Origin of the sequence: uncultured Dietzia sp., assembly GCF_937873725.1 — a bacterium.
In the GTDB taxonomy this organism is placed as follows: domain Bacteria; phylum Actinomycetota; class Actinomycetes; order Mycobacteriales; family Mycobacteriaceae; genus Dietzia.
Genome location: NZ_CALMYY010000112.1, coordinates 53571 through 67755 on the forward strand (window position 1 = coordinate 53571; position 14185 = coordinate 67755).

The 14185-nt window shown below is 70.6% G+C and carries 18 protein-coding genes; 10 read left to right on the forward strand and 8 right to left on the reverse strand.

The window, feature by feature from the left end; all coding sequences use genetic code 11:
- Window positions 1-7 precede the first annotated feature (7 nt).
- From Q0444_RS12255 to dut, 4 genes are all read right to left on the reverse strand, one after another.
- Window positions 8-607, reverse strand: coding sequence for a DUF3159 domain-containing protein (locus Q0444_RS12255; protein ID WP_291085012.1), 600 nt, complete (start codon window positions 605-607; stop codon window positions 8-10).
- A gap of 110 nt (window positions 608-717) precedes the next feature.
- Window positions 718-1116: a hypothetical protein gene (locus tag Q0444_RS12260; RefSeq protein ID WP_291084951.1), complete on the reverse strand. Its 399-nt coding sequence runs from the start codon at window positions 1114-1116 to the stop codon at window positions 718-720.
- Window positions 1117-1141: 25 nt separating this feature from the next.
- Window positions 1142-2002: a DUF3710 domain-containing protein gene (locus tag Q0444_RS12265; RefSeq protein ID WP_291084948.1), complete on the reverse strand. Its 861-nt coding sequence runs from the start codon at window positions 2000-2002 to the stop codon at window positions 1142-1144.
- Window positions 2003-2080: 78 nt separating this feature from the next.
- A complete protein-coding gene (gene dut, locus Q0444_RS12270; protein ID WP_291084946.1) occupies window positions 2081-2557 on the reverse strand; it encodes a dUTP diphosphatase in 477 nt (158 codons plus the stop codon).
- Window positions 2558-2610: 53 nt separating this feature from the next.
- On the opposite strand from dut, the gene Q0444_RS12275 reads away from it, so the two are divergent.
- A complete protein-coding gene (locus Q0444_RS12275; protein WP_291084943.1) occupies window positions 2611-3117 on the forward strand; it encodes a DUF3093 domain-containing protein in 507 nt (168 codons plus the stop codon).
- Between the two features lie 4 nt (window positions 3118-3121).
- On the opposite strand, the gene Q0444_RS12280 is transcribed toward Q0444_RS12275, so the two are convergent.
- Complete coding sequence (locus tag Q0444_RS12280; protein ID WP_291084940.1) at window positions 3122-3424, reverse strand: DUF4193 domain-containing protein; 303 nt, start codon at window positions 3422-3424, stop codon at window positions 3122-3124.
- A 205-nt stretch (window positions 3425-3629) separates the two neighbouring features.
- Between Q0444_RS12280 and cei the strand changes: the two genes are divergently transcribed.
- Window positions 3630-4268: an envelope integrity protein Cei gene (gene cei, locus Q0444_RS12285; protein WP_291084937.1), complete on the forward strand. Its 639-nt coding sequence runs from the start codon at window positions 3630-3632 to the stop codon at window positions 4266-4268.
- On the opposite strand, the gene Q0444_RS12290 is transcribed toward cei, so the two are convergent.
- On the reverse strand, window positions 4258-5184 hold the full coding sequence (locus tag Q0444_RS12290) for an inositol monophosphatase family protein (protein WP_291084934.1): 927 nt from the start codon (window positions 5182-5184) through the stop codon (window positions 4258-4260). The two genes, cei and Q0444_RS12290, sit on opposite strands and share 11 nt — an antisense overlap.
- A 158-nt stretch (window positions 5185-5342) precedes the next feature.
- On the opposite strand from Q0444_RS12290, the gene ppgK reads away from it, so the two are divergent.
- The 4 genes from ppgK (at window position 5343) to Q0444_RS12310 (ending at window position 8264) form a co-directional block, all read left to right on the forward strand.
- Window positions 5343-6188, forward strand: a complete 846-nt coding sequence (gene ppgK / locus Q0444_RS12295) for a polyphosphate--glucose phosphotransferase (protein ID WP_299023359.1) — start codon at window positions 5343-5345, stop codon at window positions 6186-6188.
- A gap of 180 nt (window positions 6189-6368) precedes the next feature.
- On the forward strand, window positions 6369-7751 hold the full coding sequence (locus Q0444_RS12300) for an RNA polymerase sigma factor (protein ID WP_299023360.1): 1383 nt from the start codon (window positions 6369-6371) through the stop codon (window positions 7749-7751).
- A gap of 184 nt (window positions 7752-7935) precedes the next feature.
- The gene (locus tag Q0444_RS12305; RefSeq protein ID WP_299023361.1) at window positions 7936-8085 is read left to right on the forward strand and encodes a hypothetical protein; all 150 of its coding nucleotides are present in this window, start codon (window positions 7936-7938) and stop codon (window positions 8083-8085) included.
- 41 nt (window positions 8086-8126) lie between these two features.
- Window positions 8127-8264 carry a hypothetical protein gene (locus tag Q0444_RS12310; RefSeq protein ID WP_299023362.1) on the forward strand — a complete coding sequence of 46 codons (138 nt, stop codon included), beginning with the start codon at window positions 8127-8129 and terminating at the stop codon, window positions 8262-8264.
- A 68-nt stretch (window positions 8265-8332) separates the two neighbouring features.
- On the opposite strand, the gene Q0444_RS12315 is transcribed toward Q0444_RS12310, so the two are convergent.
- The gene (locus Q0444_RS12315) at window positions 8333-10171 is read right to left on the reverse strand and encodes a DEAD/DEAH box helicase (protein ID WP_299023363.1); all 1839 of its coding nucleotides are present in this window, start codon (window positions 10169-10171) and stop codon (window positions 8333-8335) included.
- Window positions 10164-10409 (reverse strand): DUF3039 domain-containing protein, encoded by a 246-nt coding sequence (locus Q0444_RS12320; protein WP_007628744.1) that lies wholly within the window; start codon window positions 10407-10409, stop codon window positions 10164-10166. Before Q0444_RS12320 ends, Q0444_RS12315 begins: the two co-directional genes overlap by 8 nt.
- A 57-nt stretch (window positions 10410-10466) precedes the next feature.
- Here Q0444_RS12320 and Q0444_RS12325 point away from each other — a divergent pair, with 57 nt between their 5' ends.
- The 4 genes from Q0444_RS12325 (at window position 10467) to Q0444_RS12340 (ending at window position 14089) form a co-directional block, all read left to right on the forward strand.
- Window positions 10467-10949 (forward strand): DUF3099 domain-containing protein, encoded by a 483-nt coding sequence (locus tag Q0444_RS12325; RefSeq protein ID WP_299023364.1) that lies wholly within the window; start codon window positions 10467-10469, stop codon window positions 10947-10949.
- Complete coding sequence (locus tag Q0444_RS12330; RefSeq protein ID WP_299023365.1) at window positions 10946-12559, forward strand: class I SAM-dependent methyltransferase; 1614 nt, start codon at window positions 10946-10948, stop codon at window positions 12557-12559. Before Q0444_RS12325 ends, Q0444_RS12330 begins: the two co-directional genes overlap by 4 nt.
- Window positions 12556-12993: a D-aminoacyl-tRNA deacylase gene (gene dtd / locus Q0444_RS12335; protein ID WP_291080030.1), complete on the forward strand. Its 438-nt coding sequence runs from the start codon at window positions 12556-12558 to the stop codon at window positions 12991-12993. The genes Q0444_RS12330 and dtd overlap by 4 nt, the downstream gene beginning before the upstream one ends.
- A 127-nt stretch (window positions 12994-13120) precedes the next feature.
- Window positions 13121-14089, forward strand: coding sequence for a sigma-70 family RNA polymerase sigma factor (locus Q0444_RS12340; protein WP_299023366.1), 969 nt, complete (start codon window positions 13121-13123; stop codon window positions 14087-14089).
- Window positions 14090-14185: the final 96 nt, after the last annotated feature.

Below are 14185 nucleotides of genomic sequence, written 5' to 3' on the forward strand. Positions count from 1 at the left end.
CGCCGGGTCAACTCGTCGTCTCCGACCGGGACTCGATCGGCTCGGCCTCGTGCACCATCGCACGCCGGACCGCCCAGATCGTTCCGGCGAACGCCACCAGCGCGAGCGGCCACCCCATCCCGATCCGCGCGGCCCCCAGCCAGTTCACCTCGTCGTTGCGATACAGCGCGAACTGCAGGACCGCACGGATCGCGAAGAGCGCGGCCCAGATCCAGGTCGCGGTCGCGTACCACCGACGGGCGGCGGGGATCCGGCGCCAGGCCATCCCCTTGCCGTCCAGGAAACCCCAGATCACACCGACGAGCGGCCAGCGCGCGAGTGCCGAGAGCGCGAACGCCCCGCCGTAGACCGCCTGCGTGATGATCCCGTAGAGGAAGTAGCCCTTCGCGCTGCCGGTGCGCCAGGCGATGAAGACGCAGATCGCCACCCCGATGAACCCGGAGATGGCGGGTTGGGGGTTCTCGCGGCGGGCCAGCGACCATCCGAGCATCGCCACGGCGACCCCCAGTGCCGCCCAGATGGCCACGGTGAGCCCCCAGAAGGCGTTGACCGGGACAAAGGCGAGGATGGGGATCGAGGAGTAGACCAGGCCGCGGACGCCGCCCATCTGCTCGAGGAGCGAGGCGTCGGGGTCCCCGAAGGAGGACTTGCGCTTGCCCCCGGCCCCGCCCGTGGGGGCCTCGCCCGGCATCAGCTCGCCGGACCGATCGGACTCTGTCACGCGTCTCCTCCACGTCCCACGCCCGGCCGCCCTGCGAGCAGCTCGTAGCGAGGATTGAAAATGATCTTGTGGCCGTCCCGGGTACCGATCCGTCCGGTGACCGTGAGGAACCGTCCGGTGTCGACACCGGGGATCGACTTGCGACCCAACCAGCACACGTCCACCGCGCCGCTGCCGTCGTAGACCTCGGCGGTCACCCCGCGGAAGTCCACACCGCCACCGGTCAACACCGTCCTCACCCGCCCGGTGACCGTGACCAGATCGCCCCGCTGCGCGTCCGCGACGCGTGAACATCCCCGTCCGTGCACGAGCCCCACGAGGTCCGCCGCGTCGAGCTCGTCCAACGACTCCGTGAGCCGGGCCGAGAATCCCCGGATCCGATGAGTGAAAGACATCTCCGCTCTCCCGTTACGCCGGGGATCAGAGGTCGTCGGAGGTGCGGAGACGGTCCATGGCGCTACCGTCTCGGCGCGGCTGGGTCGCCGGGGCATCCGTCGGCTCCGGCGACGGGGGCGTCGGCGCGCTTCGCGGCGGCGCGGACGCTCCCGCGTCGGGGTTCGGGGCCGGAGGCTGCGGGGCCTGGGCGGGGGCCTGTGCGACCTGACCCGCGGCCATCTGCTGTTGGTAGGCCTGCGCCTGCTGTTGCGCGGCCAGCTGGGACTGAGCCGAGGTCAACGCCTGCTGGATCTCGTCCGGGATGGTCAGGGGCAGCTGTTCGCGAACGGGCATGGGACCGTCACCGCGGTTCACCAGAAGGTGACCGAAGACCTCCCTGCCCTCCTCGGCGGCCTCGTCCGCGAGTTCCGGCCTCGCCATGATGCGGACCTCGGCCGTCCAGCGATGGCCGTCGACCCCGATCGCCCGGAACACCGCCCCCGGCATGACCGCCACGAGTTCACGGCCCCACGGGCCGTCCTCCACCCGGACCTCCGCGCCCTGCTGCTCGAGTTGCTCCCCCATCTCGCTGACCATGGTGCGCCACTGCCCTGCGGATTTGGGCGCGGCAAAGACCCGCGGGATGACCCGGGAGACGGTGGTCACTACGTGGAACTCCGGCTGCCCGTTCGGGTCGAGGGCCACGTTGAGGTCGCGCCCCGCCGGTACCCCGATCACCATCGCGCCGAGGTCGATGTGCCCGAATCCGAGGTCCGCGTAGTACTGCGGCACGGCCCCGATCGAGGAACGATCGTGAGGCCCCATCGTGGCCGGAGCGGAACCCGAGTGCTCCGCGGAGTCGGCGGCGTCGTGGTTCCCGGTCACCGCCTTCTTGCGTCCGAACATTGTCGAATCCTCTCCGCGTGCAAAGCCGTCCCGGACGGGACCGTGCTTCTTGACGCTACCGAACGACGTCGTGGCCGGTCAGGTCAGGCGGTGATGGCCACCCGTCGAACCGTGACCTCCCTCGCCGCGGTCGGTCCGATCGAGTTCCTCGACCTCGACCACGTCCCAGAGCTCCACCCTCTGGATCAGCAGCTGGGCGATCCGGTCGCCTCGTCCGATCCGGATCGGCGCGGAGGGATCCAGGTTGATGAGATTGACCTTGATCTCGCCGCGGTAGCCGGCGTCGACCGTGCCCGGCGCGTTGACGATCGACAGGCCCGCCCGCGCGGCCAGTCCGGATCTCGGATGGACCAGCCCCACGTAGCCCTGAGGGATCGCGACGGCGATACCGGTCCCGACCAGACCCCTGTGCCCCGGCACCAGTTCGAGGTCCTCCGCCGAGTACAGATCGATCCCCGCGTCCCCGGCGTGCGCCCGTTCCGGCAGGGGGAGTCCCGGGTCGAGCCTCTGCAGCCGCAGTACCCCGGGATCACCCGGATGGTCAGGGTCGTTCATCTGCTCGCCTCCCTCCTGCCGGGCGTGGCCCGGTGGTCGATAGTCTTGATGCCGTGACCGAAGAAGATCTCCGCCCGTCTCCTGATCGCGCCCCCCGACCGGTCCACTCGGAACGCCTACGCGTGCCGATGTGGTGGTGGATAGCCCTGGCCGCCGTCACCGCGCTCGTCGTCTACACCTCCGCAACGGTGGGTGCCCGCTGGTGGATGTGGCTGCTGGTGGCGGTCGTCCCGGCACTGCTCGCCTGGTTGTTCGTCACCGTCGGTCGCGAACGGATCGAGGTCGAGTCCGATGGCCAAGGGGGCGGGACCCTGTTCGCGGGACGGGCACGTCTCCCCTTCGACTCGATCTCACGGACCGCCGTCGTGCCCGCCACCGCCAAGCAGGCGGCCATGGGACGCCAACTGGATCCCGAGGCGTTCGTGGTCCACCGGGGCTACATCCCGACGATGGTGATCGTCGTCCTGGACGATCCGCTGGACCCCACCCCGTACTGGCTGATCAGCACACGCGACCCCGAGGCGCTCGCGGCTGCGCTGCCGGACAACCACTACAGCTGACGAGTCAGCCGGCGCAGTCCACGCAGATCGGCAATCCGTCCCGCTCGACTGCGAACCTGCTGCGGTGATGGACGAGGAAGCACTCACCGCAGGTGAACTCATTGTCCTGCTCGGGTACCACCCGGACGGTGAGCTCCTCCCCGGAGAGGTCCGCTCCGGGAAGCTCGTAGGACTCCGCGGTGTCGGTCTCGTCGACGTCGACCTCCCCGGTGGCCCCCTCGGCACGTCGGGCCTTGAGTTCCTCCAGCGAATCACCGGCCAGCTCATCGGCCTCGGTCCGGCGGGGTGCGTCGTAGTCGGTTGCCATGAGTCTCTTCTCTACGGTCTGGTGACGAGGGGCGGGCGGTTCGATCGTGGACCGACCGGCGCACGCATATTAACGGAAACCGGCCGGAATATCATCCCCCCTGCCGGGCCGTGTCTCCCCCGGGCTGAACGGCCCCGGCCGCTTACAGTGGTGCCACGTACCCGGACCGGGCTCTCACACCGTGACACCTGCAGGAAGGACCCTCATGGTCGCTCACCTCAGCACGCAGGCCACACCGAGCCCGAGCCCTGTTCAGGGGATGGGCCGCCTCCGCAGCGCCTACGTCGCGTTTGTCGTGGCCGCCCTGGTGATCGGCGGAGTGGTGTGGGCGGTCGCGTTGCGCGGAAGCGACGCCGCGACCCAGGCTGCCGCGTGCCCGGTCACCCCCGCCGCGGAGGCGGCGGGCCTGGCGGAACAGCCCGCCGCCGCCCTGGACGCGGTCGAGCCGGCGCTGCTGTCCGACACGAGGGTCAGGGTGCTCAACGCCAACGGACAGAGCGGCCAGGCCGGGGCGGTGGCCGCCCAGCTCGCCGAGCGTGGATTCCGGCCCGCGTCGACGGATGCGACAGGCAACGACCCGGTCTACGCACAGAACCTCGACTGCCACGGCCAGATCCGCTACGGCGAGGCCGGCCGCGAGGCGGCCCGGTCCCTCTCGCTGGCGGCGCCGTGCATGCAGCTGGTGTCCGACGGCCGGGACGACGCCTCCGTCGACCTGGTCCTGGGAACGATCTTCTCCCGCTTGTCCGACTCGGCGGCGGGCGTGGGCGCCCTGGACGAGCTGAAGGTGGGCCGCCAGCCGATCTCCACCGAGCTGGAGGCGGCGCGCGCCGTCAACTGCTGAGCCGCGGGGGGCCGCCCGGATCGGGATACCCTCCGAGCGCGATCAACGCGTCGAGGAACTCCCGGGCCACCCCGGGAGCCGCGGCGGTCGTGGGCACCCCGTCGTCGGTGGACACCACCACGATCGCACCGGCCTCCGCGGCGACCAGAGCCCCGGCCGCGTGATCCCACGGTTTCAGGCAGCGCTCGTAGTACGCGTCGATCCGCCCCGTGGCGAGCATGCACAGGTCCAATGCGGCCGATCCGCACCGCCGGATATCGCGGATCCGGGGTAGCAGTTCCGCGACCACCCTCCCCTGCTCGGCCCGGACCCCCGAGTCATAGGCGAATCCGGTCCCCACCAGCGCGAGGGACAACGTCCCACACGACGACGCGGCGAGGTCGGTGACGGCCCCGTCCACCCCTCTCAGCGTGGCCCCACGGCCGAGACCGGCGGTCCAGGTCTCGCGCGTGACGATGTTGTGGACGGCTCCGGCGACGACCACCCCGTCGATCTCCGCGGCGACGGACACCGCGGTGAAGGGGATCCCGTAGAGCAGGTTGACCGTTCCGTCGACAGGGTCGATGATCCAGCGCACCCGTCCGGGGCTCTCCGACGGCGGCGACGACGACGACAACGACGACGACGTTCCCGCCGTGGCGTGCTCGCCGCCCTCCTCTCCCAGGACCCGATCCCCGGGCCTGGCGCCGGCCACCCGGGCGCGCAGATGCTCCTCCACGGCGGTGTCGATGACGGTGACGGGGTCGGTGACCGAGCTCTTCGAGCGCGCACCGAGACCCCCGGGGGCGATCTCCCGGGACATCCGACGGGCCACGTCGCCGCCCGAGACCGCGAGCCGGTCGGCGAACTCCCTCAGCTCGTCGACCACGTCCGTGTATGTGTCTCCCGCACCCTCTTCGATCGTGTCCCTCGCCACACCGACTCCCCTCGTCGTCGTCCCCGGATGCCGGCCACTCGGGGCACCGGGCGGATACGCTGACGAACGGGCGCTCGTCGCCCCCATCGTGCCCCGGCGGCCCGGTGACCACCACCCACCCGCCGTGCTGCGCACGGCCAGTCCCGCGGGAGTCCCCGATGCCCACCCCCAGCCCTGCCGAGAACGTCTCCCCGCCGGTCGCGTCGACCGGGCTGGGAGTGGACGTCGGTGGCACCGGGATCAAGGTCGGGTTGGTCGACCTGGACTCCGGCGACCTCATGGGCGAACGGCTCATCCGTGACACGCCGCAGCCGGCGACTCCGGACGCGATCGCCGAGACGATCCGCCAGATGGTCGAGGAGTTCGGGTGGGAGGGTCCGGTGGGGGTCGCCCTGCCGAGTGTCATCCACGAGGGAGTCGCGCGAGTCGCCCACAACATCGACCCCGCGTGGATCGGATGCGATGTGCACGACCTATTCGCGCGGCACCTCCCCGGGCATCCCGTGGTCATGCTCAACGACGCCGACGCCGCGGGCCTGACCGAGGTCCACTACGGTGCCGGCGGGGGGAGCGAGGGGCTGGTGATCCTGCTGACCTTCGGCACCGGCATCGGGTCGGCGCTGCTGCTCGACGGTCGCCTCATCCCCAACACCGAGTTCGGCCACCTCCTCGTCCGGGACATCGCCGGACGCGGGGTCGACGAGGCCGAACACCTCGCGTCCGCAGCCGTGCGCGCGCGGGACGACCTCAGCTTCGAGGAATGGGCCCCGCACGTGAGCAACGTGCTGCGCTCCATCGAAGACCTGCTGTGGCCCAGGGCGTTCGTACTGGGAGGCGGGGTCAGCGAGTCTGCCTCAGAATGGTTTCCCCTCCTGGACAACCGCACCCCCGTCCGCGCGGCCGTGCGGCTCAACGACGCCGGGATCATCGGTGCAGCGCTCTACGCGGCCGCGCACGTTGGTCTCGTCGATCTCGCGGACGAACTGTCCCCGGACAGCTACTGACCCATTTCAGCCCCGCCTGATGCGACCTCCGGGCGCGTTCCTCGTTACAATGGCGCAGGCCGGGAACACGTACCGGCCGGGGACGGGCCCGGTACCGCAAGGCGGACGGCTCGTGTGTCGGTAGACGACGCGATATCGTTCCCCGTTTCCCATCGAGTTACCGGTTGTGAAGGGGCGTTTGTGGCAGCCACGAAGACCACCAGTTCGGATTCCGCGATGAGCGGCGATCCGTCGGACACCGAGGTCACGAGCGAGGCCCCTGCCAAGAAGACCGCCGCGCGCAAGGCGCCGGCGAAGAAGGCCGCGGCCAAGAAGACCGCGGCGCGAAAGGCGCCGGCCAAGAAGACGGCCGCCAAGAAAACCGCGGCGAAGAAGACCGCAGCCAAGAAGACCGCGGCTCCGGCCGACGCCGTGGCTGGGGACGCCCCGGTCGAGGAGGAGCCCACCGACGCGCTCGAGGTCGAGCCGGACACCGCAGAACTCGAGGATGTCGAGGTCGAGGTCGACGACGTGGAGGACGTCGAGGCCGACGAGGAGACCAAGGCCGCGCCGACCGCCAAGGACAAGGCGTCGGGCGACTTCGTCTGGGATGAGGACGAGTCCGAGGCCCTGCGCCAGGCGCGCAAGGACGCCGAGCTGACCGCCTCCGCCGACTCCGTACGCGCGTACCTCAAGCAGATCGGCAAGGTCGCCCTCCTCAACGCCGAGGAGGAGGTCGAGCTGGCCAAGCGCATCGAGGCCGGCCTGTACGCCACCTGGTTCCAGGCGCAGGTCGCCGAGCGCGGGGAGAAGCTCACCACCGCGCAGAAGCGTGATTACCGATGGATCGAGCGCGACGGCGTCCGCGCCAAGAACCACCTGCTCGAGGCCAACCTGCGACTCGTCGTCTCCCTGGCCAAGCGCTACACCGGCCGCGGCATGGCGTTCCTGGACCTCATCCAGGAGGGCAACCTCGGTCTGATCCGCGCGGTCGAGAAGTTCGACTACACCAAGGGCTACAAGTTCTCGACCTACGCCACCTGGTGGATCCGGCAGGCCATCACCCGCGCGATGGCCGACCAGGCCCGCACCATCCGTATCCCGGTGCACATGGTCGAGGTCATCAACAAGCTCGGGCGTATCCAGCGTGAGCTGCTCCAGGACCTGGGCCGCGAGCCCACCCCCGAGGAGCTCGCCAAGGAGATGGACATCACGCCGGAGAAGGTGCTGGAGATCCAGCAGTACGCCCGGGAGCCGATCTCGCTCGACCAGACCATCGGCGACGAGGGCGACTCGCAGCTCGGTGACTTCATCGAGGACTCCGAGGCCGTGGTGGCCGTGGACGCCGTGAGCTTCACACTCCTGCAGGACCAGCTCCGTTCCGTCCTCGACACGCTGTCCGAGCGTGAGGCGGGTGTGGTGCGGCTGCGCTTCGGCCTCACCGACGGGCTGCCGCGCACCCTCGACGAGATCGGGCAGGTCTACGGGGTCACGCGCGAGCGGATCCGGCAGATCGAGTCCAAGACGATGTCGAAGCTGCGCCATCCCTCGCGTTCCCAGGTGCTGCGCGACTACCTGGACTGACCAGCGCTTCACAGCTCCCCGGGCCTCCGTCGCGTGCGACGGAGGCCCGGGGTGCGTCCGGACCCGGCGGGAACTCTAGGCGCCACCCACGTGCAATTGTGCCTTAGCTCATATTCAGCTATGGTTTCCGGACAAGGGGATGTCAACGGCATCCCACATCGCACGATCGCACAAGGAGGCCCCTATGGGTTCTTTCGCAGCACTTATCCAAGAAGACCCCGCAAAGTTGGCTGATCTCTTCGCCATCGTCGAATTCTTCGACGGTAGCCTCGGCAACCTCTTCGGGTCACTCGGCCGGGTCCTCGGCTCAACCGACGAGATAATGCCGGTCTGACCCACTCCCCTCTCGACCCATACATAGTCAAAGGAGTACATATGACCTCGATCGAGAACATCCTCGGTACCGTCGCGAAGGTGCTGGGCAGCGTCCTGGGAGTCGGCGTCGGCTCGTTGGCAAATATTACGGAGGCGATCTCCGGCATCAGCGAGGGCGGTTCCCCGGACCCGTCCTGACGCATCGCTCCGCGGACGTGAACGCCCCGGCCTCGACGGCCGGGGCGTTCACGTGTGACTGGGCGCAGTCACCAGCTCCGCAGCACGGTGATCCGTTCGCGGATCTGCTCGGCCGAGGCCATCGGCACCGGAGGACCGCCGCAGGAGTTGCGGAGTTGCGTGTGGATCGCCCCGTGTGACTTGCCCAGCCGGCCCGAGTACACCGACACGAGCGTGTTGAGCTGGCGGCGGAGGTCCTTGAGTTCGGCTGCCGAGGCCACTCTGTCGGCCGCTGCGCCCGCGTGTGCCCCCGGACCCGCGACGTTCCCGGGGATGGTCGCACCGGACACCGCGGGGTCGGCGCCAACAACCGCGACCGAGCCCGGTGCGGACCCCGCCTCACCGGATGCGCGCCGGATCTGTTCCTTTTCCCGTTGGCGCAGCAGCGCCTTGACATCGTCAGCCCCGAGTAGCCCGGGGAGCCCGATGTAGTCGGCCTCCTCCTCGCTGCCGGCGAACGTAGCGGTGCCGTAGGACGAGCCCTCGTAGACGATCTGATCGAGTTCTGCGTCCGCGCCGAGGGAGATGTACCCGCGGTCCTCCTCGTCCTCGGTGTTCTCGTCCTGTTGCTGGTTGGCCTGGGCGAGGAGCTGGTCCTCAAGCCCCTCCTCCCGGTGCGGCTTGCCCAGGACGTGGTCGCGCTGGGCCTCCATCTGGGAGGCCAGCTGGAGCAGCACGGGAACGGACGGCAGGAACACCGACGCGGTCTCCCCCGGCCTACGGGATCGGACGAACCGACCGATCGCCTGCGCGAAGTACAGGGGGGTCGACGCGCTGGTCGCGTACACGCCCACGCACAGACGCGGGACGTCGACGCCCTCGGACACCATCCGCACGGCGACCATCCACTCGTCTGTCGAGTCGGAGAACGTCCCGATCCGGCTGGAGGCGGCGGGATCGTCGGAGAGCACCACGACGGGGGCGCGCCCGGTGATCTCCGTGAGCAACGCGGCGTATTCGCGCGCACGTTCCTGGTCGGTGGCGATCACCAGCCCGCCGGCGTCGGGCACGCCGCCGGCCCGGATCTGACGGAGCCGGGTGTGCGCGGCCTGGAGCACCGCGGGCATCCAGTCGCCGTGGGGATCGAGTGCGACCCGCCACGCGCGCGAGGTCTGGTCCGCGCTGAGCGGCTCGCCGAGTCGGGCCGAGAACTCCTCGCCGGCGTTGGTACGCCACCGGGCCTCACCCGAGTAGGCCAGGAACACGACCGGCCGGACCACGCCATCCGCCAGCGCGTCGGCGTACCCGTAAGAGTGGTCCGCCTTGGACCTCTGGTGGCCCTGCCCGTCGGGCTCGTAGGTGACGAAGGGAATGGGGCTGTCGTCGGAACGGAACGGGGTTCCGGTCAGCGACAGTCGACGTTCCGCGTCATCGAACGCCTCCCGGATGCCGTCGCCCCAGCTCTTGGCGTCGCCCCCGTGGTGGATCTCGTCCAGGATCACCAGGGTCCGCCGTGACGCGGTGCGTTCACGGTGCTTGAACGGGTGGGCCGCCACCTGGGCGTAGGTCACCACGACACCGTGATACTCCGGCGCCAGGGCCCCCGAGGAGTTCGAGTACTCGGGGTCGAGGGCTATGCCCGCACGGGCCGCAGCCTCCGCCCACTGGTACTTGAGGTGCTCGGTGGGGGCCACCACGGTGATCGCGTCGACCGTCCGGTCCGTCAGCAACTCGGTGGCCACACGCAGCCCGAAGGTCGTCTTACCGGCGCCGGGCGTGGCCACGGCGAGGAAGTCCTTGGGCCGCGCCATGAGGTACTTGCGCAGCGCGGTCCGCTGCCATGCGCGCAACGGCGCACCCCCGGTGACCGGGTTCGTGGCGTCAGCGGTCTGTTCCTCCGAGCCCGGGACCGCGCCGGGGTCACTCACCAGGCTTCAGGGTCTCGTAGACGCGCTTGCACTCGGGGCACACGGGGGAACCGGGCTTGGCGGACCTGGTCACGGGGAAGACCTCACCGCAGAGAGCGATCACGTAGGTGCCCATGACCGCGCTCTCGGCGATCTTGCTCTTGTCCACGTAGTGGAAGAACTTGGGCGCATCGTCCTGCGTCTCCTCGGTCGTCGTGACCTCGGGGCGCTCTAGTGTCTTGGTCCGGGTGGTGCTCACCCCCTCATGATGCCGCACCCGGCGGTCGCCGCGCCAACCCCGGAGTACCTTGGGGCCATGGCACCCGACTTCCGACGCAAGCGGTCCGCGGATCGGGACGACACGTCGGCACCCGTCCTCATCACCGCTGCGCGGGCGTCCTACCAGGAGGAACTGGCGGCCAGGAAGAAGCGCTACTTCCTCCTCATGGGCATCCGGATCCCGGCCCTGCTGCTGGCCGCCGGGGCGCTCGCGCTGTGGAACAACCCGTGGATCGCCTTCGCCATAGTCGCCGGGTCCATCCCCATCCCGTGGATAGCGGTGATCGGCGCCAACGACAGGCCGCCGCTGCCCAAAGGACAGGCGCGGCGGTACACCGCGGGTGCCCTCTCCAACCACACCCCGTACGCGTTGCCGCCCGGACTCACCGGGAACCCGACCCGGGGCACCACCGGCGGTGGTGCCGGCGGTGGTGCCGGCGGGCAGGACACCTCGCCCGGCGGCGCGGCTGACCCGGGTCCCGGGACGTCGCGCCCCGACGAGAGTGATCCCGCACCGTGACCCGCCCCTCCCCCACCCTCGCCGAGCTCGCGCCCATGCTGGCGGAGGCGTTCCGCGCCCACGGGTACACGGTCGACGGGCTGGCGGAATCGCTGGGGGCGGAGGCGATCTCCGCGCTCGCCCGGTCCGACGCCCCGTCCGTCCGCCGCCACGCCCGCGCCGCGGGACCGGCCGGGCTGCTGGTCCGGCTGTTCGTCCTCGGGGACGCCCTCCCCGAGGCCGGGGTCGCCGCGGCGCTGCGGGGCATCGACGTGGAGGACGGGATCGCCGCCGGACTGTGGACCCGGCCCGGGCAGCCCACCGGGACGCTCCGCGCCTTGGTCGACCTGCGCCCCGTCGACACCGGCCACGGAACCCGATGGGTGTTCGCGGATCCCGACGGGTCGATGGTCCACGCCGACACGCGGCCGGACCACGTCCTGGGGATCGGCCAGGCCACCCTCTCGCTGCTGCGGATCACGCCGACCTCCCCCGTGGACACCGTGCTGGACCTGGGAACGGGCTGCGGCATCCAGTTGGTCCACGCCCTCGAGACCTGCCGACGGTCCACGGGGACCGACATCACCCCGCGCTGCCTCGAGCTGGCCGCCGCCACCCTGGCCATCAACGGCCTGCAGGCGGAACTGCTGAACGGCCCCTGGTTCGAGCCGGTCTCGGGACGGAGGTTCGACAGGATCGTCGCCAACCCGCCGTTCGTCGTGGGCCCCTCGCAACCCGGTCACTCGTATCGCGAGTCCGGGATGGCGCTCGACGGCGCCAGCCGGACCGTCATCTCGGGCGCCCCCGCCCACCTCGCCGAGGGCGGGACCGCGATCCTCCTCGCGTCGTGGGTGGAGGGCGCCGCCGACGACTGGCGGTCCCGTGTCGCCTCGTGGGTCCCCGCCGAGGGCGTGGACGCCTGGATCCTGCGTCGGGACTCCTCGGACCCCGAGCTCTACGTGTGGACGTGGCTCACCGACGAGGGGATGGACCCGCGGGACGAGTCCACCGCCCGCGCGGCCGACGCCTGGCTCGACCACTTCCAGGCGGAGGGCGTCTCGGGCATCGGCTTCGGGTACGTCTTCCTGCGGCGGGTCGACGGCCCGTCGTCGGTGTTGTGCGAGGACCTCACCCATCCCTTCGGTGAGGGGTTGGGCGACGAGGCCGAGGCGTACTTCGCGCGGACCGCATGGCTGCGGGGGGCCGCCGAGCGGCACGGCGGCCAGGCCCCGGCGCTGGACGCCACGGTCTTCACCGTCTCCCCCGACGTCCGCCTCCACATGTCGGAGTCCCTCGCCCCCGGCCGGCCCGAGGACGGCGCCGACGATCCCGGCGCCCGCCTCGCGGGCACCACGGTGGTCGAACGGGTCACCGGCGCACGGTGGCGTCACGAGATCGATCCGCTCACCGCCACCGTCCTCCGCGGCGCGCGCATGGGGGCGCTTCCCCTCGAGGACCTCGTCGTCCTCGCCGCCGCCGGCGCCGGCGAGGACCCCGACGCGCTCGCGGACCCCGTGCGCCGGGTCATGGCCGACCTGTTCCTCCACGGATTCGTCGTGCCGGCCGGTGTCCCCGGGCTGCTGCCCCCCGGCACCGCCGTGGCGTCGCCTCCCGCCGAGGGCGCCGGATGAGGGCGGTCGTCGCCCGGGTCACCGAGTCGTCGGTCACCGTCGACGGCGAGGTGGTGGGTGCCCTTCCGGGCCCCGGACTGTTGGTGCTGGTGGGGGTGTCCGTCGACGACGACGAGGCGGACGTCGACACGATGGTCCGCAAGATCTCGGAACTGCGGATCCTCCACGACGAGAAGAGCGCGGTCGACGTCGGAGCGCCGGTGCTGGTCGTCAGCCAGTTCACGCTCCTGGGCTCGACCTCCCGGGGCCGCAGGCCGTCATGGTCCCGCGCGGCGCCGGGAGCCCGGGCCGAACCACTGGTGGAGGCGGTGGCGACGGGGCTCCGCGCTCGCGGGCTGAACGTGGCCACCGGGGCGTTCGGCGCGACGATGCAGGTCCACTCGGTCAACGACGGCCCCTTCACCGTCATCGTGGAGACCGCCGGGTCGCGCTGACGGGAACATTCCGGATACCCCCGCCGTTGTAGCTGTACGTGACCGTGACCCGGACACGCGCCTGATCCGTCCACCAGCAACCGACCGCCTGCCCCGATGTCGCCCGGGCCGGGCAGGAGGAGGAGACATGACGTCAGCCACCACCCGATCGGACCGACGGACGGAGGCGGATTCGGACGGCCAGAGCCCGAGCGCGGACCTGGTCCGCGTCTACCTCAACGGGATCGGCAAGACCGCTCTGCTCAACGCGGAGGACGAGGTGGAGCTGTCCAAGCGTATCGAGGCCGGCCTCTACGCACGGCACCTGCTGGCCACCAAGAAGCGGATGGGCCCCACCCGGAAGGCCGATCTCAAGGTGATCGTCGACGAGGGCGAAGCGGCCCGAGCGCATCTCCTCGAGGCCAACCTCCGCCTGGTGGTCTCGCTGGCCAAGCGGTACACGGGCCGCGGGATGCCGCTCCTGGACCTGATCCAGGAGGGCAACCTCGGACTTATCCGGGCCATGGAGAAGTTCGACTACGCCAAGGGATTCAAGTTCTCGACCTACGCCACCTGGTGGATCCGTCAGGCCATCACCCGGGGCATGGCCGACCAGTCCCGCACCATCCGGCTCCCCGTGCACCTGGTCGAGCAGGTCAACAAGCTCGCCAGGATCAAGCGCGAGCTGCACCAGCAGCTCGGGCGCGAGGCCACGCTCGACGAGCTGGCCGAGGAATCCGGCATCCCGGCCCACAAGATCGAGGAGTTGCTCGACCACTCCCGTGATCCGGTCAGCCTCGACATGCCGGTCGGCGCGGACGAGGAGGCGCCGTTGGGCGACTTCATCGAGGACGCCGAGGCCACCAGCGCGGAGAACACGGTGGTGACCAACGTCATGCACTCGGACGTGCGGGCGGTGTTGGCCACGCTCGAGGAGCGCGAGCAGCAGGTCATCACCCTGCGTTTCGGACTGGACGACGGCCAGCCCCGCACCCTCGACCAGATCGGCAAGCGCTTCGGGCTCTCCCGTGAACGGGTGCGTCAGATCGAGCGCGAGGTCATGGCCAAGCTCCGCGAGGGGCGGCGCGCGGACAAACTCCGCTCGTACGCCGTCTGACCCGGCGCCTCGGCCCCTGTGACGCAAGCCCCGACTCCTCCGTGGAGTCGGGGCTTGGCGCCGTCGGGGCCATCGTGTCGACCGTCGTCGCGGCCA